At 63.5% G+C, this 22,670-nt stretch carries 23 protein-coding genes; 15 read left to right on the forward strand and 8 right to left on the reverse strand.

Translation table 11 applies throughout. From position 1 onward, the window contains the following. Nucleotides 1-48: 48 nt before the first annotated feature. The 3 genes from BFP99_RS22530 to BFP99_RS22540 all read right to left on the reverse strand — a co-directional run bounded on the left by BFP99_RS22530 (nucleotide 49) and on the right by BFP99_RS22540 (nucleotide 3,379). Entirely contained in the window at nucleotides 49-1,872 is a 1,824-nt protein-coding gene (locus BFP99_RS22530) for a serine hydrolase domain-containing protein (protein ID WP_065948242.1), read from the reverse strand. Nucleotides 1,873-1,966: 94 nt separating this feature from the next. Continuing rightward, nucleotides 1,967-2,455, reverse strand: a complete 489-nt coding sequence (locus BFP99_RS22535) for a GFA family protein (RefSeq protein ID WP_065948243.1) — start codon at nucleotides 2,453-2,455, stop codon at nucleotides 1,967-1,969. Between the two features lie 33 nt (nucleotides 2,456-2,488). Next, on the reverse strand, nucleotides 2,489-3,379 hold the full coding sequence (locus tag BFP99_RS22540; protein ID WP_065948244.1) for a LysR family transcriptional regulator: 891 nt from the start codon (nucleotides 3,377-3,379) through the stop codon (nucleotides 2,489-2,491). 343 nt (nucleotides 3,380-3,722) lie between these two features. Here BFP99_RS22540 and BFP99_RS22545 point away from each other — a divergent pair, with 343 nt between their 5' ends. The 8 genes from BFP99_RS22545 to dctM all read left to right on the forward strand — a co-directional run bounded on the left by BFP99_RS22545 (nucleotide 3,723) and on the right by dctM (nucleotide 12,223). Further along, nucleotides 3,723-4,541: an FAS1-like dehydratase domain-containing protein gene (locus BFP99_RS22545; RefSeq protein WP_065948315.1), complete on the forward strand. Its 819-nt coding sequence runs from the start codon at nucleotides 3,723-3,725 to the stop codon at nucleotides 4,539-4,541. Between the two features lie 29 nt (nucleotides 4,542-4,570). Next, nucleotides 4,571-5,734 carry an acyl-CoA dehydrogenase family protein gene (locus tag BFP99_RS22550; protein ID WP_065928018.1) on the forward strand — a complete coding sequence of 388 codons (1,164 nt, stop codon included), beginning with the start codon at nucleotides 4,571-4,573 and terminating at the stop codon, nucleotides 5,732-5,734. 10 nt (nucleotides 5,735-5,744) lie between these two features. After that, nucleotides 5,745-7,094 (forward strand): MmgE/PrpD family protein, encoded by a 1,350-nt coding sequence (locus BFP99_RS22555; RefSeq protein WP_065928019.1) that lies wholly within the window; start codon nucleotides 5,745-5,747, stop codon nucleotides 7,092-7,094. Between the two features lie 9 nt (nucleotides 7,095-7,103). Then, complete coding sequence (locus tag BFP99_RS22560) at nucleotides 7,104-8,297, forward strand: CaiB/BaiF CoA transferase family protein (RefSeq protein WP_065948245.1); 1,194 nt, start codon at nucleotides 7,104-7,106, stop codon at nucleotides 8,295-8,297. 14 nt (nucleotides 8,298-8,311) lie between these two features. Beyond that, on the forward strand, nucleotides 8,312-9,124 hold the full coding sequence (locus BFP99_RS22565; RefSeq protein WP_065948246.1) for an HpcH/HpaI aldolase/citrate lyase family protein: 813 nt from the start codon (nucleotides 8,312-8,314) through the stop codon (nucleotides 9,122-9,124). A gap of 155 nt (nucleotides 9,125-9,279) precedes the next feature. Beyond that, nucleotides 9,280-10,263, forward strand: a complete 984-nt coding sequence (locus tag BFP99_RS22570; RefSeq protein ID WP_065928022.1) for a TRAP transporter substrate-binding protein — start codon at nucleotides 9,280-9,282, stop codon at nucleotides 10,261-10,263. 47 nt (nucleotides 10,264-10,310) lie between these two features. Continuing rightward, nucleotides 10,311-10,943, forward strand: coding sequence for a TRAP transporter small permease (locus BFP99_RS22575; protein WP_065948247.1), 633 nt, complete (start codon nucleotides 10,311-10,313; stop codon nucleotides 10,941-10,943). Then, the gene (gene dctM, locus BFP99_RS22580; protein WP_065928024.1) at nucleotides 10,943-12,223 is read left to right on the forward strand and encodes a C4-dicarboxylate TRAP transporter large permease protein DctM; all 1,281 of its coding nucleotides are present in this window, start codon (nucleotides 10,943-10,945) and stop codon (nucleotides 12,221-12,223) included. The genes BFP99_RS22575 and dctM overlap by 1 nt, the downstream gene beginning before the upstream one ends. A gap of 209 nt (nucleotides 12,224-12,432) precedes the next feature. On the opposite strand, the gene ampC is transcribed toward dctM, so the two are convergent. Next, on the reverse strand, nucleotides 12,433-13,587 hold the full coding sequence (gene ampC / locus BFP99_RS22585; RefSeq protein ID WP_065948248.1) for a class C beta-lactamase: 1,155 nt from the start codon (nucleotides 13,585-13,587) through the stop codon (nucleotides 12,433-12,435). 127 nt (nucleotides 13,588-13,714) lie between these two features. On the opposite strand from ampC, the gene BFP99_RS22590 reads away from it, so the two are divergent. Then, nucleotides 13,715-14,593, forward strand: coding sequence for a LysR family transcriptional regulator (locus BFP99_RS22590; RefSeq protein ID WP_065948249.1), 879 nt, complete (start codon nucleotides 13,715-13,717; stop codon nucleotides 14,591-14,593). A gap of 159 nt (nucleotides 14,594-14,752) precedes the next feature. On the opposite strand, the gene yghX is transcribed toward BFP99_RS22590, so the two are convergent. Both yghX and BFP99_RS22600 read right to left on the reverse strand, forming a co-directional pair. Continuing rightward, nucleotides 14,753-15,640, reverse strand: a complete 888-nt coding sequence (yghX, locus tag BFP99_RS22595) for a YghX family hydrolase (RefSeq protein ID WP_065928028.1) — start codon at nucleotides 15,638-15,640, stop codon at nucleotides 14,753-14,755. A gap of 44 nt (nucleotides 15,641-15,684) precedes the next feature. Continuing rightward, nucleotides 15,685-16,179, reverse strand: coding sequence for a PaaI family thioesterase (locus tag BFP99_RS22600; RefSeq protein ID WP_065928029.1), 495 nt, complete (start codon nucleotides 16,177-16,179; stop codon nucleotides 15,685-15,687). An 86-nt stretch (nucleotides 16,180-16,265) separates the two neighbouring features. On the opposite strand from BFP99_RS22600, the gene BFP99_RS22605 reads away from it, so the two are divergent. After that, a complete protein-coding gene (locus tag BFP99_RS22605) occupies nucleotides 16,266-16,823 on the forward strand; it encodes a YceI family protein (RefSeq protein ID WP_027608522.1) in 558 nt (185 codons plus the stop codon). Here BFP99_RS22605 and BFP99_RS22610 read toward each other — a convergent pair. Further along, nucleotides 16,820-17,710, reverse strand: coding sequence for a DMT family transporter (locus BFP99_RS22610; protein ID WP_065928030.1), 891 nt, complete (start codon nucleotides 17,708-17,710; stop codon nucleotides 16,820-16,822). The genes BFP99_RS22605 and BFP99_RS22610 overlap by 4 nt on opposite strands. Before the next feature lie 87 nt (nucleotides 17,711-17,797). On the opposite strand from BFP99_RS22610, the gene BFP99_RS22615 reads away from it, so the two are divergent. Next, complete coding sequence (locus BFP99_RS22615) at nucleotides 17,798-19,123, forward strand: aminotransferase-like domain-containing protein (protein WP_065948250.1); 1,326 nt, start codon at nucleotides 17,798-17,800, stop codon at nucleotides 19,121-19,123. A 23-nt stretch (nucleotides 19,124-19,146) separates the two neighbouring features. Here BFP99_RS22615 and BFP99_RS22620 read toward each other — a convergent pair whose 3' ends face one another. After that, nucleotides 19,147-19,575 (reverse strand): nuclear transport factor 2 family protein, encoded by a 429-nt coding sequence (locus tag BFP99_RS22620; protein ID WP_024075865.1) that lies wholly within the window; start codon nucleotides 19,573-19,575, stop codon nucleotides 19,147-19,149. 222 nt (nucleotides 19,576-19,797) lie between these two features. Here BFP99_RS22620 and BFP99_RS22625 point away from each other — a divergent pair, with 222 nt between their 5' ends. The 4 genes from BFP99_RS22625 to BFP99_RS22640 all read left to right on the forward strand — a co-directional run bounded on the left by BFP99_RS22625 (nucleotide 19,798) and on the right by BFP99_RS22640 (nucleotide 22,417). Then, nucleotides 19,798-20,892: an SMP-30/gluconolactonase/LRE family protein gene (locus tag BFP99_RS22625; RefSeq protein WP_065948251.1), complete on the forward strand. Its 1,095-nt coding sequence runs from the start codon at nucleotides 19,798-19,800 to the stop codon at nucleotides 20,890-20,892. A gap of 102 nt (nucleotides 20,893-20,994) precedes the next feature. Then, on the forward strand, nucleotides 20,995-21,213 hold the full coding sequence (locus tag BFP99_RS22630) for a DUF6434 domain-containing protein (protein WP_065948252.1): 219 nt from the start codon (nucleotides 20,995-20,997) through the stop codon (nucleotides 21,211-21,213). Then, nucleotides 21,210-21,680, forward strand: coding sequence for a RidA family protein (locus BFP99_RS22635; RefSeq protein ID WP_065928034.1), 471 nt, complete (start codon nucleotides 21,210-21,212; stop codon nucleotides 21,678-21,680). The genes BFP99_RS22630 and BFP99_RS22635 overlap by 4 nt, the downstream gene beginning before the upstream one ends. Next, the gene (locus BFP99_RS22640) at nucleotides 21,680-22,417 is read left to right on the forward strand and encodes a CPBP family intramembrane glutamic endopeptidase (RefSeq protein WP_065928035.1); all 738 of its coding nucleotides are present in this window, start codon (nucleotides 21,680-21,682) and stop codon (nucleotides 22,415-22,417) included. Before BFP99_RS22635 ends, BFP99_RS22640 begins: the two co-directional genes overlap by 1 nt. Nucleotides 22,418-22,670 lie beyond the last annotated feature (253 nt).

The following is a 22,670-nucleotide window of genomic DNA, read 5'->3' on the forward strand; positions in this document are numbered from 1 at the left end:
CACTGTGAAGAGAGCGACAGATGCAGGGTTTTTGAACACATAAGGGGGTTAGAAGGCCAAGGGTTTATAAGGGGAGCGGGTGCGCTTGAAGGCGTAGCCCGAAGCGCTGAGACCGTTGATCTGGCGGCTCACCGTATCGCCCAGGCCATAGCCGTTGCCGGCGAGGACGGCATGGGCGTTGTCGATGGGCAGCAGGATGTAGTCGGTCAGCGGTTCGTCGTGCAGTTGGCCGCGGATCACCAGGAAGCCGTCTTCCAGGCGCACGCTGATGCCGCTCAGGGGGGCGTCCGGCTCATGGGTGTTGAGCACTTGATAGGTGCCGATGGTGTCGGCCCAGGCCGAGGGCAAGGGCGGCGGTTCGATGCGCTCACCGATAGCCACGCGCTGGCCGTGGCTGCGGGCGGTGAGCATCTGGCGGCCTTGCACGCTGATCACGTCCAGTTGCACGCGGCCCAGTTCGCCGAGGTCCTTGAGCCAGAAGCCGAGCACTTTCTTCTGCGCGCGCAACCAGCCATCGTCGTCGCGCAATAATTCGAAGGTGTAGCCGGCCAACTCGCCCGACAGCCGCTGATCGTCATCCTTGATCCGGAACACGCCCCAGGCGGTGGCGTAGAAGCCGGCCAGGCGCCTGCGGTCGATGGCGGCCGGCACGTGGCGCAGTTTCAGGCCGTGGCTGGGCGCCTGGCAGTCGTCGGCGCAGACGGCGTGGCCGGTTTGCGCCTGGAGCAGCAGGCGCAGGGTGTCGGTGGCCAGGCCGGCCACCAGGTCTTCGGCGTTGCTGTCATTGGCCATGATGATCACGGCCAGTTGTTGGTCGGGCAGCAGGCTCAACTGCGCGGCAAAATCATCGCCGCCACCGCTGTGCTGGTAGATGCGTATACCGGGGCCGACGGGTTCGTCACCGCATGGGGCGAGGAACCAGCCCAGGCCCATCTGGCAATCGAAGTCCAGCGCATTGCCGGTGTTCTGCTGGGTGAACATCGCGTCGATCGAAGCGCTGCCCAGCACGCGGTTGCCTTTGTAGACGCCTTGGGCGAAGAGCATGTGCACGTAATGCGCGAGGTCTTTCGGGCTGGCCCACAGGCCGCTGGCGGCGATGTCGCGCACCGGGGCATCGGTACTGGCAACGCCGTCCGTGTAGCCCAGGGCGCGGAACGCCTGCTGGCTGGCGGTGCCGACAAAACTCGACTGGTTCATTTCCAGCGGCTTGAGCAGGCTGTTTTGCAACTGGGCTTCAAAGCTTTTGCCGCTGCTGCGCTCGATGGCCGCGCCCACCAGGGCATAACCGAGGTTGGAATACGCCACCTGCGAGCCTGGCGGGCTGCTCAGCCAAACCCCCGACACGCGCATCGGCATCTGCCCCATGGCGTAGGTGCTGTGCAGGTCACGCAGGTGTTCACTGGGCAGGCCGGACTGGTGGCTGAGTAAACGCCGCAGGGTCACAGCGCGGTCGGCAGCGGCCTGGTCGTCATGAAAGCGCGAGCGCACGTAAAACTCGCGCAAGGTCTGCTGGATCGGCGCATCCAGCGCCAGCCGCTGTTGTTCCACACATTGCAGCGCGGCCGTGGCGGTGAGCAGCTTGGAAATGCCACCGGCACGGAACGCGGTGTTGGGCGTGACCGGCACGCCCCGGGCCTTGTCGGCCAGGCCGAAGCCCTGGGCCCAGATCAGCTCCTGGCCATTGACCAGGGCAATCGACAGGCCGGCGATATGCTCTTGGGCGATCGCCCGGGGAATGCGGGCTTGCAGGTAGCGGATGATCGCGCCGTAGTCACCCTTCTGAATGGGCGGCGGTGCCGGCGGTTGCCCATGGCAACCGAGGCTGCCCAGCAGGCAACCCAGCAGCGGAATACCGCGCAATCTGCGAAACATGAGGAGCACCCGAATGGCTGTTTGGATGCTCGAATGCTAGGGAAGGGCCGTCCAACAATCTTTGCGAGCTTTGTCGGGAAACTGTCAAAGACTGTTAACGGCTGAGCCCATGGCGTTCATGCCACTGCGCGATGGATTCTTCGGGGTATTCATCAAACTGCAGGTCGCCTTTGCGCACGCTGACTTCGACCCACGGCGCCTTCGAGCCCAGCATCAGGTGCGTATGCGCCGGCGGTACTGGCAACGGCGTGTCGATGGCCGAGGCAAACGGGTGGATCAGCTCCGGCCACTCCGGGCTGAACAGCCATAGCGCAGTGCCGCACTGCGAACAGAAATGCCGCTCGGCGCTACTCGCATGGGCACGGCTGGCGCCCTCGGGTTTGAGCCGGGCGTGGTAGATCGAAATCTGTTTGCGCCCGCGCACGTGCAAGCTGTTGGCATCCCCGGCCAGGTTGATCGCATAACCACCGCCGCCCTGGGTCTTGCGGCAGATCGAGCAATAGCAACGCTGGTAAGGGTAGGGGTGGGCGCTGGTAAGGCTGAACGTCACGGCGCCGCAGTGGCAGGATCCTTCAAGCTGCATGGGAGGTTTCCTCTGGCAAGGTGACTTCTGAGCTTAGGTGTTTTCCGGCATCAACGTGGCAATCAATGCCCGTATGGTGCCGGGCAGTGCCTCAAGCTCCCTGACCAGAATACTGCGCTCACGAATCGCCCACGGCTCATCCAGCGTCACCGCCACCAGTTGCATGGTGCGGCTGTGCCGTACGGCGGCGGACTCGGGGATGATGCCGATGCCCACGCCCGCTTCGACCATCCGGCAAATCGCCTCGAAACTCGACACCTGGATACGCAGCGACAACTGCTTGCCCAACCGCTCGACGTGTTCACGCAGGAAGCTGAGCAAGGTGCTGCCTTCATGCAGGCCGATATGCTGATAGGCCAGGGTCTGTTCCAGGGTGACCGAGGCTTGATCGGCCAAGGCGTGGCCGACGGGCACCATCAGCACCAGTTTGTCGGTGCTGAAGTGCAGCACCTGCAAACCCGCCGCCTCCACGGGGCCGGCGATGATGCCCATGTCGCTGGTGCCATCCAGCACGCCGCGCACGATATCGCGGGACAAGCGCTCCTGCAGGTCGACGGTCACGCCAGGGCGCTGGGACAGGAAGCCGGCCAGCACCTCCGGGAGGAACTCGGTGACCGCCGTGGTGTTGGCGAAGATGCGGATATGCCCGGCGGAATCCACGCCGTATTGGGTGAACTCACTCTTGAGGTAATCCACCTGGCGCATGATCAACCGCGCATGGTGCAGCAGCCGTTCGCCCGCAGGGGTGATCTCTACGCCACGGCTGTCACGGTACAGCAGGCGCGTGTCGAGCTGGCCTTCCAGCGCCTTGATCCGCGCACTCGCGGCGGCCGGCGAGAGGAACGCGCGCCTGGCGCCCTGGGTCAGGCTGGGGGATTCGGCGATATGGATAAACAGGCGCAGGTCGGCCAGGTCGAAGTGCATGCAAAACTCCCGTATGAATGAATGAACCCGGTAGATACCGTCCTATCCAACACCGCCCAAATCCCCGTAGCAGCTGTCGAGCGCAAGCGAGGCTGCGTAGGCCGCGACTCGGTCCTGAATCGACAGCGCGCCCGACGCAGCCTCGCCGGGGCTCGACAGCTGCTACGGGGATTGCGCGGTGCGGGATAAGACGGTATCTACGGATCTGGGCCGCGCGGGTGTTATGTCGGGGAAAGAGCGTTCAGCATAGCCGAACGCTGGTTTATTGAAATGCAAATTCTCAGAACGGGCCGGCGCTTGCATGATCCGGGGCAGACACTCACTGCCCGAGGACCTGTACCTGATGAGCGCTACTGACTGGATCGGCCGAAGCGAAACCGCCCACGACCACCTGAGCCATAACCTGCTCAAACGCATTGCCGCCACCTTTGGCGAAGCCGTCCCCGAGCAGGGCGCGGTCCTGCCGCCGCTGTGGCAGTGGTGCTTCTTCCAGGACCCGCTGCCGGAAAGCGCCCTGGGCGGCGACGGCCACCCGGCCCGTGGCGGCTTCCTGCCGCCGGCGGATAACCGTAATCGCATGTGGGCGGGTGGGCGTATCGAATTCCTGCACCCGCTGCGGGCCGGCGAGGCGGCAACCCGCGTGTCGACCATCACCCAGGTCGAAGAAAAGACCGGCCGCAGCGGCTCGCTGTTGTTTGTCACCGTGCGCCATGACTATGCCCAGGACGGTCGCCTGGCGATCCGCGAAGAACAGGACATTGTCTACCGCGAGCCGACGCCGCCCAAGCCGGGCAGCGGCGAGGCCCTGGCCCAGGGCGAGTGGCAGGAAACCATCGACCCCACGCCGACCCTGCTGTTTCGCTACAGCGCCGTGACCTTCAACGGTCACCGCATTCACTACGACTACCCCTATGTCACCGGCACCGAAGGCTACGCCGGGCTGGTGGTGCATGGCCCGCTGATCGCGACCTTGAGCCTGCGCGCGTTTTGCCGCGCCCATCCCGAAGCCACCGTGCGGCGCTTTGCCTATCGCGGCGTGCGCCCGTTGATTGCGCCGCAGCCGTTCGCAGTGGGCGGTCGCATCAGTGAAACCGGGGCGGCGGCGTTGTGGGCCGGGAATACCGATGGCCTGGCGCAGACCGCTGAAGTGCATTTCGAATAAGCCAAGAACAACAGGCGGAGAGCCGTGAGATGAACCCGAATGACAACGAAGCACTCAATGCCATCCGCGACGGCGTGCGCGCCTTGTGCGCCGCATTCGACGCGGCCTACTGGCGCCGGATCGACGAAGAAAAGGGCTTCCCCGAAGCCTTCGTCAAGGCGCTGACCGACGCCGGCTGGCTGTCGGCGATGATTCCCGAGGAGTACGGCGGCTCCGGCCTGGGCCTGGCCGAAGCCTCGGTGATCCTCGAGGAGGTGAACCGCTGCGGCGGTAACTCCGGCACCGTGCACGGGCAGATGTACAACATGTTCACCCTGTTGCGTCACGGCAGCGAGGCGCAAAAACGCTTCTACCTGCCCAAGCTCGCCAGTGGCGAATTGCGCCTGCAATCCATGGCGGTCACCGAGCCCACCACCGGTACCGACACCACCAAGATCAAGACCACCGCGATCAAGCGTGGCGACAAATACGTGATCAACGGCCAGAAGGTCTGGATCTCGCGGGTGCAGCATTCCGACCTGATGATCCTCCTGGCGCGCACCACCCCGTTGGCACAGGTGAAGAAAAAGTCCGAAGGCATGTCGATCTTCCTGGTCGATCTGCGTGAGGCCATCGGCAACGGCCTGACCGTGCAGCCCATCGCGAACATGGTCAACCACGAGACCAATGAGTTGTTCTTCGACAACCTTGAACTGCCCCTCGATAGCTTGATCGGCGAAGAGGGCAAGGGCTTCAAATACATCCTCGATGGCCTCAATGCCGAACGCACCCTGATCGCCGCCGAATGCATCGGCGATGGCCGCTGGTTTATCGACAAGGCCAGCGCCTACGCCCGCGACCGCGTGGTGTTCGGCCGGCCCATCGGGCAGAACCAGGGCGTGCAGTTTCCGATTGCCGAAGCCCATATCGAAGTCGAGGCGGCCGACCTGATGCGCTGGCGCGCCTGTGCGGAATACGACAGCGGCGTGAATGCCGGCGCCAGCGCGAACATGGCCAAGTACCTGGCGGCCAAGGCGTCCTGGGAAGCGGCCAATGCCTGCCTGCAGACCCACGGCGGCTTTGGCTTTGCCTGCGAGTACGACGTCGAGCGCAAATTCCGCGAGACGCGCCTGTACCAGGTGGCGCCGATCTCCACCAACCTGATCCTGTCCTACGTGGCCGAGCACCTGCTCGAGCTGCCACGCAGCTTCTGAGGGCCTGCCCATGAGCCATACCCAAGCCCTGTGTCGGTTCCTGGCCGACCTGGCCTACGAGCAGTTGCCCGAACCCGTGCTGGCGCGCACCGAAGACCTGTTCCTGGATTGGCTGGCGTCCGCGTTGGCCAGCCAGGGCGCGCACCCGATCCCGTTGTTCGAGCGCTATGCCCAGAAGATGGGCCCGAGCAGCGGCCCGGCGCAGGTGATCGTCAATGGCACCGGCAGCAGCGCGTATTTCGCCGCACTGGTCAACGGCGCCTCGTCCCACCTGGTGGAACAGGATGACCTGCACAACAGCTCGGTGCTGCACCCGGCCACCGTGGTGTTTCCCGCTGCCTTGGCCGCCGCCCAGGACCTCGGTAAATCCGGCCGTGACGTGTTGCTGGCCTCGGTGGCCGGCTATGAGGCCGGGATCCGCATCGGCGAATTCATGGGGCGCTCCCACTACCGCATCTTCCACACCACGGCCACGGTGGGCACCCTGGCGGCGGCCGTGGCGGTGGGCAAGTTGCTGGATTTCAATCAGGACCAGTTCATCCATCTGCTCGGCAGCGCCGGCACCCAGGCCGCCGGGCTGTGGGAATTCCTGCGCGATGCCGCCGACTCCAAGCAACTGCACACGGCCAAGGCGGCCGCGGACGGTTTGCTCGCCGCGTACCTGACGGCGGATGGCCTGACCGGTGCGCGCAATATCCTCGAAGGCGACCAGGGCCTGGCGGCGGGTATGTCCACGGATGCCGAACCGAGCAAGTTATCGGCTGGCCTTGGTAGCCGTTGGGCGCTGCTGGAGACCTCGTTCAAGTTCCACGCGTCGTGCCGCCATACCCATCCGGCCGCCGATGCGTTGCTGGCGTTGATGCAACGCGAAGGCCTGGAGGCCGTCGATATCGCCCGTGTGGAAACCCGTGTGCACCAAGGCGCCATCGATGTACTGGGGCGGGTAAGCGTGCCGACCAGCGTGCATCAGGCCAAGTTCTCCATGGGCACCGTGCTGGGGTTGATCGCCGTGCATGGCAAGGCCGGGCTCACCGAGTTCCATGAATCGGCGTTGACCGATCCCGCCGTCGCCGCCTTTCGCGACAGGGTCAGCATGACCCTCGACCCCGAGGTCGATGGCGCCTACCCGCAGCGCTGGCTCGGCCGCGTCACCGTCACCACGGTTGACGGCCGCACCCTGCACGGCGCCATCGACGAGCCCAAGGGCGACCCGGGCAACACCCTGAGCCGTGCAGAACTGGCGGATAAATTCCAGCGCCTCGCCCGGTTCAGTAACGCTCGCACACCGGCCCAGGCCGCCGCATTGATCGCCAAAGTCTGGGATGTGCGCAACGCCGCGTCCATGGCCCACTGGCTCTGAGGAACTGTCATGACTGACCCACGACCGCTGGACGGCATCACCGTTGTCAGCCTGGAACACGCGATCGCCGCGCCCTTTTGCACCCGTCAACTGGCCGACCTCGGCGCCCGCGTGATCAAGATCGAACGCCCCGGTGCCGGTGATTTCGCCCGTGGCTACGATGAGCGCGTGCGTGGCCTGGCCTCGCATTTCGTGTGGACCAACCGCTCCAAGGAAAGCCTCACCCTGGACCTCAAGCAGGACGACGCCGACGCCATCCTCGACAGCCTGCTGGCGGATGCCGATGTGCTGGTGCAGAACCTTGCACCGGGCGCGGCGGCGCGCATGGGCCTGTCGTTCGAGGCGCTGCATGCACGCTTTCCACGGCTGATCGTCTGCGACATTTCCGGCTATGGCGAAGGCGGGCCCTACGAGAAAAAGAAAGCCTATGACCTGCTGATCCAGAGCGAGGGCGGCTTTTTGTCGGTGACCGGTGGCCCGGGTGACGAGCAGATGGCCAAGGCCGGTTGCTCCATCGCCGACATCTCCGCCGGCATGTACGCCTACAGCGGCATCCTTTCCGCGCTGCTGTTGCGCGGCAAGACGGGGCAGGGCAGCCGCATCGACGTGAGCATGCTCGAAAGCCTGGTGGAATGGATGGGCTACCCGATGTACTACGCCTTCGACGGTGCGCCGCCGCCGCCGCGTGCCGGCGCGGCGCATTCGACGATCTACCCCTATGGGCCGTTTCCCACCGGTGACGGCGGCACGGTGATGCTCGGTTTGCAGAATGAGCGCGAATGGGCGGCGTTCTGCGACAAGGTGCTGCTCACGCCTGGGCTGGCGACGGATGAGCGCTTCAGCGCCAACTTCAAGCGCTCGGCCAACCGCGAGGCGCTGCGCCAGATCATCGTCGACAGCTTTGCCCAACTGGATGCCGAGGCCGTGATCCAGCGCCTGGAGGACGCGCAGATCGCCAGCGCCCGCGTCAACGATATGCAAGGCGTGTGGGACCACCCGCAGCTCAAGGCCCGCGACAGTTGGCGTGAAGTCGCAAGCCCTGCCGGGCCGCTGCCGTCGCTGCTGCCGCCGGCGCGCAACGGGGCGTTTACCCCGCGCATGGACGCCGTGCCGGCGCTGGGGCAGCACAGCCAGTGCATCCTCGAGCAGCTCGGTTACTCCGGCGATGCCATCGACAGCCTGCGCGCGCGCGGCGTTATCTAATAAGGAAGTCCGTTATGCCAAATCCTCTTGTGCGCTCTGCGCTGTTTGTTCCCGGCAGCCGACCGGAACGCTTTGCCAAGGCGCTGGCCAGTGGCGCCGACGCCGTGATCGTGGATTTTGAAGACGCGGTGGAAGAGCCGCTCAAGCGCCAGGCGCGGGATAACCTCGCAGCGTTTCTGCAAGCTCATCCGCAGGCCCGGGTGTGGGTGCGCATCAACGCGCCGGAACATGCCGGGCATTTCGAAGATGTGGCGTTCTGCAAAGCCCACGTTAACGTGGCAGGTGTGCTGTTGCCGAAAGTGGAAAGCGCGGCCCAGGTGGCGGTGGTCGCCACGGCGGGCAAGCTGATCTGGCCGATTATCGAAAGCGCACGCGGCTTGCTGGCGCTGGCCGACATCGCCCAGGCGCCGCAGGTCGAACGTCTGTCATTCGGCGGCCTGGACCTGGCGCTGGACCTCAACTTGAGCAGCAACTCCCCGGCCGCGCAGTTCGCCCTCGACCAGGCACGCCTGGCGCTGATCGTGCATTCCCGCGCGGCTGGCCTGGTGGCGCCACTGGATGGCGTGCACCCGGCCATCGACGATCCTGAAGGCCTGCGCCGTTCGATCCGGCATGCCTATGAAATGGGCTTTGCCGGCGCGTTGTGTATCCATCCCAGGCAGGTGGCGGTGATCCATGAAGCGTTGGCGCCCAGCGCCGCCGACCTGGCCTGGGCACGGCGGGTGGTTGACGCCGGGGCGCATGGGGCGGGGGCTTACCAGATTGATGGGCAGATGGTGGATGCGCCGGTGTTGTTGCGGGCGCAGCGGTTGCTCGCACAGTTATAGCTGACGGAACCGAATCAAATGTGGAGGGGGAACTGCATTTTTCTTGAGGTTGGTGTTCGGCGTGGCCGAACGCAGGTATCAAAAATTCGAAATTCACTACACGCGTCATATCAGGCACCTTGCCCTACAACACAACAATAAGAAGGTGATTTTCCATGCTCAAGCTTTCTCGGGCGCTGTTCTGCGCCGCCACCTTGTTTGCCGCGGGCCTGGCCCAGGCGGCGGACCCGATCGTGATCAAGTTCGCCCACGTGGTCGCTGAAAACACCCCCAAGGGCCAGGGCGCGTTGCTGTTCAAGAAGCTCGCCGAAGAACGCTTGCCCGGCAAGGTCAAGGTCGAGGTGTACCCCAACTCGTCACTGTTCGGCGACGGCAAGGAAATGGAAGCCCTGCTGCTGGGCGACGTGCAGATGCTGGCGCCGTCCCTGGCCAAGTTCGAGCAATACACCCGGCAAGTGCAGATCTATGACCTGCCGTTCCTGTTCAACGACCTGGCCGCCGTCGACCGCTTCCAGGCCGCCGAGGGCAAGCAACTGCTGACCTCGATGCAGAGCAAGAACATCCTCGGCCTGGCCTATTGGCACAACGGCCTCAAGCAACTCTCCGCCAACAAGGCACTGCATGAACCCAAGGACGCCCGTGGCCTGAAGTTCCGCGTGCAGGCCTCCAGCGTGCTGGAGGAGCAGTTCAAGGCGATCCGTGCCAACCCGCGCAAGATGAGCTTTGCCGAGGTGTACCAGGGCTTGCAGACCGGCACCGTGAATGGCACCGAGAACACCTGGTCGAACTATGAAAGCCAGAAGGTCAACGAAGTGCAGAAGTACTTCACCGAATCCAACCATGGCCTGATCGACTACATGGTCATCACCAATGCCACGTTCTGGAACGGCCTGCCGCCGGACATCCGCGGCACCCTGGAGCAGGTCATGGTCGAGGTCACCGTCGAGGTGAACAAACAGGCCGAAGCGCTGAACCAGTCGGCCAGGCAGAAGATCGTCGAGGCCAAGACCAGCGAAATCATCGAGCTGACCCCCGAGCAACGCCAGTTGTGGCGCGAAGCGATGCGGCCGGTGTGGCAGAAGTTCGAAGGGGAAATCGGGGCTGATCTGATCAAGGCGGCGGATGCCTCCAACCATTGAATCCGGTTTCCGCCCTGACATCTCATTTGCTTTCGCGAGGTTTTGCCATGCAAACGCTAAGGCGCGTCTGGGAGCACCTGGAGGAAGGCTTTATTGCCTTCCTGCTGGCGGCCATGACCCTGGTGACATTTGTTTACGTCATGCTCAACAACATCTACACGCTGTTCTTTGCCCTGTCTGACAAGTGGGCGTGGAGCAGCACGTTCTTCGGCGCGCTGGGCGACCACACCATGACCTGGGCCCAGGACATGACCTGGAGCGTGGCGCTGACCAAGGCCATGTTCGGCTGGCTGATTTTCTTCGGCATTTCCTATGGGGTGCGCACCGCCGGCCACCTGGGGGTGGACGCGCTGGTCAAGCTGACCCGGCGTCCGGTGCAGCGCGTGCTGGGCATGCTCGCCTGCCTGTGCTGCCTGGCCTATGCCGGGCTGTTCATGGTCGCCAGCTACAAGTGGGTCAGCGCGGTGATGACCGCCCATATCGGCGCCGAAGACCTCGACCAGTTCGGCATCGACGTGGGTGACATTGTGATCATCGTGCCCATCGGTTTTGCCCTGGTGTTTATCCGCTACCTGGAGATCTTCTACCGCATCTTTAACTGCCGTCAGGTCGGGTTGGGGCTGGCTGACGAGGCCGGTGAGGCCAGCAAATTGGCAGGCAGCCATGGGGAGCGTCACTGATGGCCGTGCTCTGTCTGTTCCTGCTGTTGTTCGTGTTCATGTTCCTCGGCGTGCCGATTGCCATTGCGCTGGGTTTGTCGGGCGCGGTGTCGATCCTGATGTTCAGCCCGGACTCGGTCAGTTCCCTGGCGATCAAGCTGTTCGAAACCTCCGACGCCTATACCTTCCTGGCGATCCCGTTCTTCCTGCTCTCCGGTGCGTTCATGACCACCGGCGGCGTGGCGCAGCGGCTGATCGACTTTGCCAACGCCTGTGTCGGGCATATCCGTGGCGGCCTGGCGATTGCGGCGGTACTGGCGTGCATGCTGTTTGCGGCGCTGTCCGGCTCATCCCCGGCGACGGTGGCGGCGGTGGGTTCGATTGCGGTGGCGGGCATGGTGCGCTCCGGTTACCCGAAGGAATTCGGCGCGGGGATCATCTGCAACGCCGGCACCCTGGGCATCCTGATTCCGCCGTCGATCGTAATGGTGGTGTACTCGGCGGCGACGGAAACCTCGGTGGGCAAGCTGTTCATGGCCGGGGTGATCCCGGGCTTGCTGCTGGGCCTGATGCTGATGGTGGCGATCTACATTGTCGCGCGCATCAAGAAGCTGCCGGCCCAGCCACGGGCGACGTTGGGTGAATGGCTGGGCTGTGCGCGCCGCGCCTTCTGGGGCCTGTTGCTGCTGGTGATCATCCTCGGCGGCATCTACAGCGGCATGTTCACCCCCACCGAAGCGGCGGCGGTGGCGGCGGTGTACTCGGCCTTTGTGGCGTTGTTCGTCTACAAGGACATGAAGCTGCGCGACTGCCCCAAGGTGCTGCTGGAGTCCGGGCGCCTGGCGATCATGCTGATGTTTATCATCGCCAATGCCATGCTCTTCGCCCATGTGCTGACCACCGAGCAGATCCCCCAGGAAATCACCGCCTGGGTGCTGTCCGAGGGCCTCACGCCGATTGGCTTTTTGATCATGGTCAACGTGGTGCTGCTGATCGCCGGCAGTTTCATGGAGCCTTCGGCCATCGTGCTGATCCTGGCGCCGATCTTCTTCCCGATCGCCATGAAGCTGGGCATCGACCCGATTCACCTGGGCATCGTGATGGTGGTCAATATGGAAATCGGCCTGGTGCACCCACCGGTGGGGCTGAACCTGTTCGTCACCTCGGCGGTGACCGGGTTGACGCTGGGGCAGACCATTCGTGCGGCGTTGCCGTGGCTGATGATCCTGTTGGTGTTCCTGATCATGGTCACGTACTTGCCGTTTATCTCGCTGGCCTTGCCGCACTGGTTGGGGATGTAGCGCGGGTCAGCAAGTGACTCACTGTAGGAGCGAGGGGGACGCCTAGTTCTTGCTCGCGAAGAACTCAGGGCCACCACGTTTATCGAGAATGAACGCGTTGCCTGGGCGTTTTTCGCGAGCAAGAACTAGGCGACCCCCTCGCTCCTGCAAAGTGTCTTAACTGACTGGTATTGGGGCTTGCCCCTCCCACATTGGTTTTGCGTCAGGCTCTATTGGTCCAGTGCACTCAAGATTGCATGGGCGACCTTTACCCGTTCGGCATTCGGGTAGTTCTTGTTCGCCAATATCACCACGCCCACTCCCTTGCTCGGCACGTACGCCACGTAGGCGCCAAACCCATTGGTGGAGCCGGTCTTGTTCACCAGGGTGTCGGCGTGGGGCGCCTGGGGCGGGGTCAGCCAGTTGACCGCGTGCGGTTCCATTGCCATGGGTGTGGAGTTGCCGGCCATCAACCCATCGAGCGGGATGGGGTAGGGGTACATTTCCCAGCCCAGGCCCTGGGTCATGCCGTCCACGCTGTAGTAACCCGTGTGAGTCACGCTGATCGCCTGCTGCAGGGTTTTATCCAGCGTCGCCGGGTGCATGTTCGCGTCAACGTACTTCAGCAAGTCCGCAGCGCTGGTCTTGATGCCGTAGGCCTCGCTGTCCAGGGCGCCGGGGCCGACGCGTACCGGTTTGCCATCTTTGCCATAGCCTTGGGCGTACAGGCTCATCTGGCTCTGCGGCACCTTGATGAAGGTGTGCTTGAGCCCGAGTGCGGGCAACAGGGTCTTTTCCATCGCCTGATCGAACGGCTGCTTGAGGCTCTGCGCCGCCAGGTAGCCGAACAACCCCAGGCTCGGGTTGGAATACAGGCGCTGGGTGCCAGGGGCGAAGTCGGGTTGCCAGTGCTGGAAGTAGCTGATCATGCGCTGGGTGTTATCCGCATTGGCGGGGAATTGCAGGGGCAAGCCGCCGGCGGTGTAGGTGCCGAGGTTGAGCACGCTGATGTGGTCGAACTTGCCGCCGCCCAGTGCCGGCAGGTAATGGCTGGCCGGGTCGGAGAGCGTGAGTTTGCCGCTGGCTACCGCGTAACCGGCCAGGGTCGCGGTGAAGGTCTTGCTCACTGAACCCACTTCGAACAGGGTGTTTTCGCTGACCGGCTGGCGGGTATCGGTGGCGGCGATTCCGTAGTTAAAGTATTGCGCCTTGCCGTCCCGCACCACGCCGACCACCAGGCCGTTAATCGACTGCTGCTGCATCAGCGGTTTTACATTGGCATCCACCACCGCCTGCAGGTCGGTGGACGCCAGGCAGTTGCCGGCGGCGATAAACACCGCGAGGGCGGTTAAATTACGCACGCCAGACAGTAAATGTTGGGGCATGATAACGCTTCCATGAGAATGATCGATTGAATAAAGAGCCTGCGCGGGCGAGGCAAATGTAGGCCGTTCGCCGGTCCTGGGCAAACGATGATATCTCGCAGCAGTCATTAGAAATATTGGGGTCAATATGCTCCGCTCCCACTTACCGTTGAACGCCTTGCGCGCCTTCGAAGCGGCCGCCCGGCATTTGAGCTTTACCCGCGCCGCCATTGAGTTATGCGTGACCCAGGCGGCGGTCAGCCATCAGGTCAAGAGCCTGGAGGCGCAGCTCACTGTCACCTTGTTCAAGCGCCTGCCCCGCGGGTTGATGCTCACCCGCGAGGGCGAAACCCTGCTGCCGGTGGTGCGCGAGTCGTTCGACCGCATTGCCCACACCTTGGGTCAGTTCGAGGGCGGGCATTACCGCGAGGTACTCACCGTGGGCGCGGTCGGCACCTTTGCCGTCGGCTGGCTGCTGCCACGTCTGCCGGACTTCCAGAGCCGCTACCCGTTCATCGACCTGCGCCTGTCCACCCATAACAATCGAGTCGACGTGGCTGCCGAAGGCCTGGATTACGCGATTCGTTTCGGTGCAGGTGCCTGGCACGGCACGGATGCGCTGGAGTTGCTGGAAGCGCCGCTGACGGTACTGTGTGTGCCGTCACTCGCCGCGCAGTTGCACACGCCGGCCGACCTGTTGAAACACACGCTGCTGCGCTCCTACCGCGCGGATGAGTGGAGCCTGTGGCTTCAGGCCGCCGGTCTGCCCGCCGACACCCTGGTACCGCGCAGCATCGTGTTCGACTCGTCGCTGGCGATGATGGAGGCTGCGCTGCAAGGCAGCGGCGTGGCGCTGGCGCCGGCGATGATGTTCTCGCGGCAACTGGAGAGTGATGTGATTCGCCAGCCATTCGACGTCGGCATCACCACTGGCAGCTACTGGCTGACGCGCTTGCAGTCGCGGACCGAGACCTCGGCGATGCAGGTGTTCAAGGCGTGGTTGCTGGAGGAGAGTGGGCGTGTCTGAGTTTTCTTGGAGCATAAAGAAACATTAAGGTGGTGATGGTCAATGTGGGAGGGGCGGTGCGACGATTCGACTTGCCCCCCATAGCGGCGGGTCAGTTACCTCAATTGTTGCTGACACACCGCAATCGGGGGCAAGCCCCCTCCCACATGTTGACTGCATTCAGGCCAGGTATTTGCGGAACCAACCCAGTGTCCTTTCCCACGCCAGATTCGCCGCGGCCTCGTCATAACGCGGTGTCGAATCGTTATGGAAGCCATGGTTGGCGCCCTTGTAGATGTACGCTTCATAAGTCGTGCCGGCGGCCTTCAGGGCCTTTTCATACGCCGGCCAACCCTCGTTGATCCGCGTATCCAGCTCGCCGAAATGCAGCATGATCGGCGCCCTGATGCGCGGCACGTCCTTGGCTTCCGGCTGGCGCCCGTAGAACGACACCGCCGCGCCCAGTTCCGGGTACGCCACCGCCGCCGCATTGGTCACGCCGCCGCCATAGCAGAAGCCGGTGATGCCAACCTTGCCGGTGCTGCTGTCGTGGTGCATCAGCCATTCGATGGCGGCGAAGAAGTCGTTCATCAGCTTGGTCGGGTCGACTGTCTGTTGCAGCGCCACGCCTTTTTCATCGTTGCCGGGATAGCCGCCCACCGAGGTCAGGCCGTCCGGCGCGAGGGCGATAAACCCGGCTTTGGCCAGGCGCCGGGCGACGTCTTCGATGTAGGGGTTGAGGCCACGGTTTTCGTGGACCACCACCACGGCCGGCAGCTTGCCGGTGGCCTTGGCCGGGCGCACCAGGTAGCCACGCACGGTGCCGTTGCCCTTGGGCGAGGGGTAGGTGATGTAGTCGGCAACGATGTCCGGGTCGGTGAATTTCACCTGTTCGGCCAGGGCATAGTTGGGGCTCAGGGCCGCCAGCAGGGCCGAGGCGGTGAGGCCGCCAAAGGTGAACAGCGCCGCGCGGTCGAGAAATTCGCGGCGGTTGAGCTTGCCGTGGGCGTATCCGTCGTAGAGTTCCAGCAGTTCGGGGGCAAAGTCTTTCGCGGTGAGACGAGTCATCGGTTCGGTCCTCGATTAGCGGTGCCAGTCAATGTAGACCAGGATCAGCTGTCACGGCCATGGGCGGCCGCAGCCAGTTCGCGGGTGTCGACGCGCACGAACAGCGAATCGCCGATGGCCGTGAGCACCTCGCCGGCGTACACCTCGCAGACCACGCGGCTTTTGCGGCCCACTTCGCCTTCGACCCGCGCACGCAAGGTGAGCGGAACGCCCATGGGAGTCGGCTTGATGAATTTGATCCCCAGGTTGCCGGTGACGCAGTCGATGCGCGGCAGGCTGCCGGGTTCGCGCTGTTCGGCACGGTAGTGGTAGGCCATGGCGGTCCAGTTGGAGTGGCAGTCCACCAGCATGGCGATCAGGCCGCCGTAGACCAGGTCGGGCCAGCCACTGTATTTTGCCTCGGGGTGATGTTCGGCGATGAGATGGACACCATCGGCATCCCAGCGGCTCTTGATATGCAAGCCATGGGGGTTACTGCCGCCGCAGCCGTAGCAGATGCCTTCCGGCGCGGTGATGTCCTGTAGAGAAGGGGTGGGCATGCAGCGTCCTTATTGTTGTGAGCGACTAGTCTGTTTAGCAGGACAGGCACCTGATGGGAATACATCCATTTTTTGCGGAGCGTGGCATGAAGCGTCGAATTCTCCCGTTGGTCCTGGTCCTGGGTGCTATCGGCTGTGCCCAGGCGGCGGAGTACACCGACGTCAATCGCACCGCCAGCCAGATCAGTTTTACCTATAAGCAGTTGGGGCAGCGGGTGTATGGCACCTTCGGCGACTTCGAAGGCACGCTGAGCTTTGACACGCAAAAGCCCGAAAGCGGACATGCCTTGCTCAAGATCCAGCTGGCGAGTATCGATGCCGGCAGCCCCGATGCGAACGACGAGCTGCAACGGGCCTCGTGGTTCGATACCGCGACCTATCCGGTGGGCGTCTATGAGTCCACCGCTGTAAAGGCCCTGGGGGATAACCGCTTCAACATCAGCGGCAACCTGACGATCAAGGGCACCACGCGCCCGGTGGCGGTCAACGTGGTGCTCAAGGAGCTGGATGGCATCGGCGTGTTCGACGGTGAGTTCATCCTCAAGCGCGGCGACTTCAGGATCGGCGAAGGCGAATGGGCCGGCAACAGCGTGGTGTCCGACGACATCAACATCAAGTTCAAGATGGTCGCGCCCCAGCGTTAGCGCGCGAACCGCTTGGCCCCGGCCACGCAGCCGATCACCGCGACCGTCACCAGCAGCATGCCCAGGCTGACCTGTTCATGCAGCAAGCCCGCTGCCAGCGCCAGGCCGAAGAACGGTTGCAGCAGTTGCAACTGTCCGACGGCGGCGATGCCACCCTGGGCCAGGCCGCGATACCAGAACACAAAGCCGATCAGCATGCTGAACAGCGACACATAGCCCAGGCTCAGCCAGGCCGGCAGGCTGATACCGCTGACGCTCGACGGCGCCAGCACCAGGCTCAACGGCACCACCACCGGCAACGACACCACCAGCGCCCAGCAGATCACCTGCCAGCCGCCCAGGCTGCGCGACAGTTTGGCGCCTTCGGCATACCCCAGGCCGCACACCAGCACCGCCAGCAGCATCAGTACGTCACCCGCCGGTGCGGCGCTCAAGCCCTGGGCGAAGGCGTACCCCATCACCAGCGCACTGCCGAGGATCGAAAACAGCCAGAACACCGGGCGTGGACGCTCGCCGCCACGCAGTACAGCAAACACGGCGGTCGCCAGCGGTAGCAGGCCGATGAAGACGATGGAGTGCGCGGAGGTCACGTATTGCAGCGCCAGCGCGGTGAGTAACGGAAAGCCGATCACCACGCCGAGGGCGACGATGGCCAGGGGCATCCATTGCTGGCGCGCGGGGCGTTGCTCCTTGAACAGCCCCAGCAAGGCCAGCCCCAGCAGCGCGGCAATGGCGGCGCGGATCATGGTCAGGAACACCGGGTCGAATTCCATCACCGCCAGGCGCGTGGCCGGCAGCGAGCCGCTGAAGATCACCACGCCGATAAAACCGTTGATCCAGCCTTGGGTGCGGGTGTCCAGGTTGCTGAGGGGGGCTGTACGTTCCATATGGGTGTCCGAAAAGGATGAGTTGCGTGGCAGGCATCCTAGGGTTGAAGATAAAGACAATCAAAAAATTGTCATGGATACATCGCTATGCCCCGCGCCCGCTACAAGTCGTTGGTCGACAGCTTCGCCGAGGCCATTCGCTCAGGCAGCATGCCCCCCGGTACGCGACTGCCGACCCACCGCCAACTGGCCGCCGAACATGGCCTGGCGCTGGTCACCGCGAGCCGGGTGTACGCCGAGCTGGAGGCCATGGGCCTGGTCAGTGGCGAGACAGGCCGAGGCACCTTTGTGCGCGAAATCTCGCTGCCGCCGGGGCAGGGCAGCGGGCAGATGAGCGTGGCGGCGGGCATGCTCGATCTGAGTTTCAACTACCCGTCCTTGCCGGGCCAGGCCGACTTGCTGCGCACCGCATTGCGCCAGTTGGCGCTGTCCGGCGACCTTGAAGCGCTGCTGCGTTACCAGCCCCACGCCGGTCGCCTGCATGAGCGCGCCGCTGTCGCGCGGCACCTGTTGAGTCGAGGGCTGACGGTCGAGGCCGAACAGGTGCTGGTGGTCAGTGGCGCCCAGCACGGGTTGGCCGTGACCATGATGACCTTGCTCAAGCCCGGTGATGTGATCGCCGTCGACGCCTTGACGTATTCGGGGTTCAAGGTGCTGGCCGAGACCCTGCACCTGGAGATCGTCGCCATCCCGGTCACCGCCGACGGCCCGGACCTGGACTACCTGCACAGCCTGTGTCGCAAGCGCCCGGTGCGTGCCGTGTACAGCATGCCGACTTTGCATAACCCGTTGGGCTGGGTGCTGAGCCTGGCGCAGCGCGAGCAGTTGGTGGCGATTGCCCGTGAGCACAACCTGATGATCATCGAGGACGCGGCCTACGCGTTCCTGGCCGAGGACGCGCCGCTGCCCGTGGCCAGATTGGCGCCGGAGCGCACGGTCTATGTGGGCGGGCTGTCGAAAAGTGTCGCGACCGGCCTGCGCGTGGGGTTTATCGCTGCCCCGTCGGGTTGGGTCAAAGCACTGGAACGCACCATCATGGCCACCACCTGGAACGTGCCGGGGGTGATGAGTGCGATTGCGGTGGCCTGGCTCGAGGATGGCACCGTGGCGCAACTTGAAACCCACAAGCGCCAGGATGCGCGGGCGCGGCAAGCCTTGGCCGCGCAGGTGCTCAAGGGGGTGGCCTACACCAGCCACCCGTCATCGTATTTCTTGTGGCTGCCCCTGGCGGAAGAGGCCCGCGCCGATCAAGTCGCCATGACCTTGCAGCGCGACGGTATTTCCGTCTCCACCGCCGAGCCCTTCGCCGTCTCGGCCCACGTGCCCCATGCGTTGCGCCTGGCATTGGGCTCGGTGGACATGCCGGCGCTGCGCGAGGCGTTGGTGACGGTGCGCAAGGTGGTGCAGTGGTGAGCCCGATGGCCCACCGCTAGCCATCAGAATTTAAACGCCTGGCGACCGATCAGCAGCCAGTGGCCTTTCTGTTTTTGCCAGATCTGGAAGTTCTCGATTTCGGTGGGCACTTCCTTGCCGCTGTTCACCGCCAGGGCGGAGAAGTGGTTGCGTACCAGGGCGGTATCGCCACTCAGGGTGATGGTCTGTTTCTGCATTTCCAGGGTCTTGAAGCCGCTGCGCCCGGTCTCGATATCGGCAATGAATTCCTGCTTGTTCTGGATCTTGCCGCTGGAGTGGCCGTAGGTGAGGTTCTCGGCGGTCAGGCTCTGGAGCTGCTTGAGGTCTTTATGCAGCATGGCCTGGGTGAGGTGGTCGACCGCTTGGGCGACGTCTTTGTCGGCGGCAGGGGCGGCGGCCACATAGCCGCTGAACAGGCACAGAAATCCGATCAGCACTTTGACGTTTTGCATGGGTGTTTCCTTATTGTTGTTGGGGAGGTGTACGGGCAACACGTTACTGAATATGTTGTCGTACAACATTGCAATAGTCGAAGGGCTTTTGGAAAGTAAAATTTGGAATATTTGCGCAGTGCCTTACGTTGTAAAGGGTGGTTGAAGTCTTCAATCTTGTACGATGTCTCATCACAGGTTAAAACTAGTCTCCCGTCTAACAATAAAATAACGGAGATACCCATGGATTTTCCCCCTTCGCCTGCCCGCTCCGAACACAGCCGCCGGGTCTTTCTCCAGCGATCCCTGGCGGTTTCCGCGTCGGTGGCGGTGCTGGGCAACCTGCCTCGCCTGGCAGACGCGGCCGAGCCCTTGAGCCAGCGTTATCCAGACCCCCTGATCAAGGTGCTCGACGACAGTTTCCTCGAGCTGCGCCTGTTCAATGCCAGCGTTGAGCGCCTGGCGACCGGCCTGCGCTGGGCCGAAGGACCGGTGTGGATCGGCGATGGCCGCTACCTGCTGCTCAGTGATATTCCCAACAACCGCATCGTGCGTTGGGATGAGGTGACCGACAGCCTGTCGGTGTACCGTGAAAACGCCAACTTCTCCAACGGCATGTGCCGCGATCGCCAGGGCCGCCTGCTGGTGTGCGAAGGTTCGACCACTTCTGGCGAGGGGCGGCGCATCACTCGCACCGAACATAACGGTAGCATCACGGTGCTGGCGGACAGCTTTGACGGCAAACCCTTCAACTCGCCCAACGACATCGTGTGCAAACGCGATGGTTCGGTGTGGTTCAGCGACCCGCCATTCCAGACCGGCAACAACTACGAAGGCCACAAGATCACCCCCACCCAGCCCCATGGCGTGTATCGCATTGACGCTGACAGCGGCAAGGTTACGCGGGTGATCGACGACCTCAACGGTCCCAACGGCCTGTGCTTTTCGCCGGATGAAAAGACCCTCTACGTGGTGGAAGGGCGCGCCAAGCCCAACCGACTGATCTGGGCGATTGACGTCCAGGACGACGGCACCCTGGGCGAACGGCGCAAGCATATCGAAGGCCTCGAATACGCAGCGCTGGACGGCATCAAGTGCGACGAGAGCGGCAATCTCTGGTGTGGCTGGGGCGGCAATGGCGACCCCAAGGCCGACCTGGAAAAGCTCGACGGCGTGCGCGTGTTCAATTCCCAGGGCAAGGCCATCGGGCATATCTCGCTGCCGGAACGCTGCCCCAACCTGTGCTTTGGCGGCCGCGAAGGCAACCGCCTGTTCATGGCCGGCAGCCATTCGATCTACGCGTTGTTCGTCAATACGCGAGGGGCGGATTTCGCCTGATAGGCGCTGAAAAAAATCCACTGTCAGCGCCGGTTGGCCGGCGTTCACAGTGGCTATTTAGCGCTATGCTGCGTGCTCCTGAAACATCAGAGCGTTACGCAAATGGACTTTGATTGGCACAGCGCCCCTATCAGCCGCAGCACGCCTGTCACTTCACACTACAAAAACACCCAGAACGTACGCCGTTTCATGCGTGAGCACTGCGGCGCGGGGTTCACGTTCGACCGGCCTTTCATGGCGTGGATTCGCAATGCAACACCCAAGACGATGGGCGACGTGGTGGATGAGTGGCAGCGTCGCAACGAGGACTCCCGAGCATGACACCGGATGAAAAATACCAAGCCGTGCAAAAACGCCTCGGCTATCAATTGGATGAATTCAAAGTCGGCGGCAACTACACGCCGCTGGTGCGCGACGGCAACCATCTGTACATCAGCGGGCAGATCCCGCGTGTCGGCGACACGGTCATGCTGCCGGGTAAGGTCGGTGACACCTTGACCCTGGCCCAGGCACAGATCGCCGCCGGCATCAGTGCATTGCGCTGCCTGGGCCTGCTCAAGCAGGCGCTCGGTTCGCTGGATCGGGTCAAGGCCATCCCGCGTATCACCGTGTATGTACGCAGCGCCGAGGACTTCGATCAGCAGAGTGAAGTGGCCAACGGCGCCTCGGACCTGTTGCACGAGATCCTCGGCGGTGCCGGGGTGCATTCGCGCACGTCGGTGGGGGTGATGCAACTGCCGAAGTCGGCGGCGGTGGAAATCGACATGGTCGCGGTCGCGCACGACTGATGGTCAGCCAAGGTCTGGTCGTCCTGCTCAACTACGGCCTGCACCTGGCGCCGGGCTTGCTGCTGTTTGGCCTGTGGTTCGGGTTGACGCCCAAGTCGTTGCCGGCCATGCGCATCCTGATTTTGCTCGCGGCGTTCGTGCTGATGCGCGATGTGATGACGCCCCTGGGCATGTGGGCGCTCAGTGACGACGTGCAAATCGCCTTCACCGCGAATGCCTTTGTATTGGCGGCGCTGGGTGGCCTGTCGGTGCTGCTGGCCGTAGTGTTGGTCCGGGTGGCGCCGGAGTTGTGGCGCCTGGTGGTATGGACCCGGGGCCACCGCGCCCTTGGCCTGGCGGTGGGGCTTGCGGTCGGTTGCCTGATCGGTGTGCCGTTGCGGCTCTATCAAGGAATAGAGCCGCACGCGATCCCCGGCTACTGGGTGTGGCTGCCGGGCATGGTGGTGTTGGCCTATGGCGCCAATGCGCTGGAGGAAGTGTTGTTTCGCGGGTTTTTGCAGGGCTACCTTGAACAGCAGGTGACACCGCTGCGAGCGGCGCTGATCAGTGGCGTGGCGTTTGCCGCCTGCCATGCCTTCCTGGCCTTGAGCGTGACCCAACTGGGCTGGCCGGTGTTGCTGTTTACCCTGATCGAAGGGCTGGCCTGCGCACTGGTGCGCATGCGTCATGGCGTGTTGGCGGCGACGGCCTGCCATGGCACGGCAATCCTGCTGATTGCGGTGCCCTATATGGCCTGACTTGAAATGCGGTTAGAACTGTGGGAGGGGGCTTGCTCCCGATTGCAGTGGGTCAGCCACAGATGCATCAACTGACACGCCCTCATCGGGAGCAAGCCCCCTCCCACATTTTTTACCGAGTACACCAGCCCAACTCCAGTTAGCTCCAAGGCCGAAAAAGCCAGAGTAAAAGCAGACCGAGATCTACCTGATATATGCAGTTCCAAATGTGGGAGGGGGCTTGCTCCCGATGGCAGTGGGTCAGCCACAGATG

Source organism: Pseudomonas sp. 1 R 17, from assembly GCF_900067035.1.
GTDB lineage: Bacteria > Pseudomonadota > Gammaproteobacteria > Pseudomonadales > Pseudomonadaceae > Aquipseudomonas > Aquipseudomonas marginalis.

Excerpts from the sequence above, each read along its gene's own strand:
- BFP99_RS22535 (WP_065948243.1), bottom strand. The coding sequence starts at position 2,455 with ATGCAGCTTGAAGGATCCTGCCACTGCGGCGCCGTGACGTTCAGCCTT.
- BFP99_RS22600 (WP_065928029.1), bottom strand. The coding sequence starts at position 16,179 with ATGCCCACCCCTTCTCTACAGGACATCACCGCGCCGGAAGGCATCTGC.
- BFP99_RS22565 (WP_065948246.1), top strand. The coding sequence starts at position 8,312 with ATGCCAAATCCTCTTGTGCGCTCTGCGCTGTTTGTTCCCGGCAGCCGA.
- BFP99_RS22615 (WP_065948250.1), top strand. The coding sequence starts at position 17,798 with ATGCCCCGCGCCCGCTACAAGTCGTTGGTCGACAGCTTCGCCGAGGCC.
- BFP99_RS22545 (WP_065948315.1), top strand. The coding sequence starts at position 3,723 with ATGAGCGCTACTGACTGGATCGGCCGAAGCGAAACCGCCCACGACCAC.
- BFP99_RS22635 (WP_065928034.1), top strand. The coding sequence starts at position 21,210 with ATGACACCGGATGAAAAATACCAAGCCGTGCAAAAACGCCTCGGCTAT.
- BFP99_RS22630 (WP_065948252.1), top strand. The coding sequence starts at position 20,995 with ATGGACTTTGATTGGCACAGCGCCCCTATCAGCCGCAGCACGCCTGTC.
- BFP99_RS22570 (WP_065928022.1), top strand. The coding sequence starts at position 9,280 with ATGCTCAAGCTTTCTCGGGCGCTGTTCTGCGCCGCCACCTTGTTTGCC.
- BFP99_RS22640 (WP_065928035.1), top strand. The coding sequence starts at position 21,680 with ATGGTCAGCCAAGGTCTGGTCGTCCTGCTCAACTACGGCCTGCACCTG.
- BFP99_RS22620 (WP_024075865.1), bottom strand. The coding sequence starts at position 19,575 with ATGCAAAACGTCAAAGTGCTGATCGGATTTCTGTGCCTGTTCAGCGGC.
- BFP99_RS22590 (WP_065948249.1), top strand. The coding sequence starts at position 13,715 with ATGCTCCGCTCCCACTTACCGTTGAACGCCTTGCGCGCCTTCGAAGCG.
- BFP99_RS22560 (WP_065948245.1), top strand. The coding sequence starts at position 7,104 with ATGACTGACCCACGACCGCTGGACGGCATCACCGTTGTCAGCCTGGAA.
- BFP99_RS22555 (WP_065928019.1), top strand. The coding sequence starts at position 5,745 with ATGAGCCATACCCAAGCCCTGTGTCGGTTCCTGGCCGACCTGGCCTAC.
- BFP99_RS22605 (WP_027608522.1), top strand. The coding sequence starts at position 16,266 with ATGAAGCGTCGAATTCTCCCGTTGGTCCTGGTCCTGGGTGCTATCGGC.
- BFP99_RS22530 (WP_065948242.1), bottom strand. The coding sequence starts at position 1,872 with ATGTTTCGCAGATTGCGCGGTATTCCGCTGCTGGGTTGCCTGCTGGGC.
- BFP99_RS22625 (WP_065948251.1), top strand. The coding sequence starts at position 19,798 with ATGGATTTTCCCCCTTCGCCTGCCCGCTCCGAACACAGCCGCCGGGTC.
- dctM (WP_065928024.1), top strand. The coding sequence starts at position 10,943 with ATGGCCGTGCTCTGTCTGTTCCTGCTGTTGTTCGTGTTCATGTTCCTC.
- BFP99_RS22550 (WP_065928018.1), top strand. The coding sequence starts at position 4,571 with ATGAACCCGAATGACAACGAAGCACTCAATGCCATCCGCGACGGCGTG.
- yghX (WP_065928028.1), bottom strand. The coding sequence starts at position 15,640 with ATGACTCGTCTCACCGCGAAAGACTTTGCCCCCGAACTGCTGGAACTC.
- BFP99_RS22575 (WP_065948247.1), top strand. The coding sequence starts at position 10,311 with ATGCAAACGCTAAGGCGCGTCTGGGAGCACCTGGAGGAAGGCTTTATT.
- BFP99_RS22540 (WP_065948244.1), bottom strand. The coding sequence starts at position 3,379 with ATGCACTTCGACCTGGCCGACCTGCGCCTGTTTATCCATATCGCCGAA.
- ampC (WP_065948248.1), bottom strand. The coding sequence starts at position 13,587 with ATGCCCCAACATTTACTGTCTGGCGTGCGTAATTTAACCGCCCTCGCG.
- BFP99_RS22610 (WP_065928030.1), bottom strand. The coding sequence starts at position 17,710 with ATGGAACGTACAGCCCCCCTCAGCAACCTGGACACCCGCACCCAAGGC.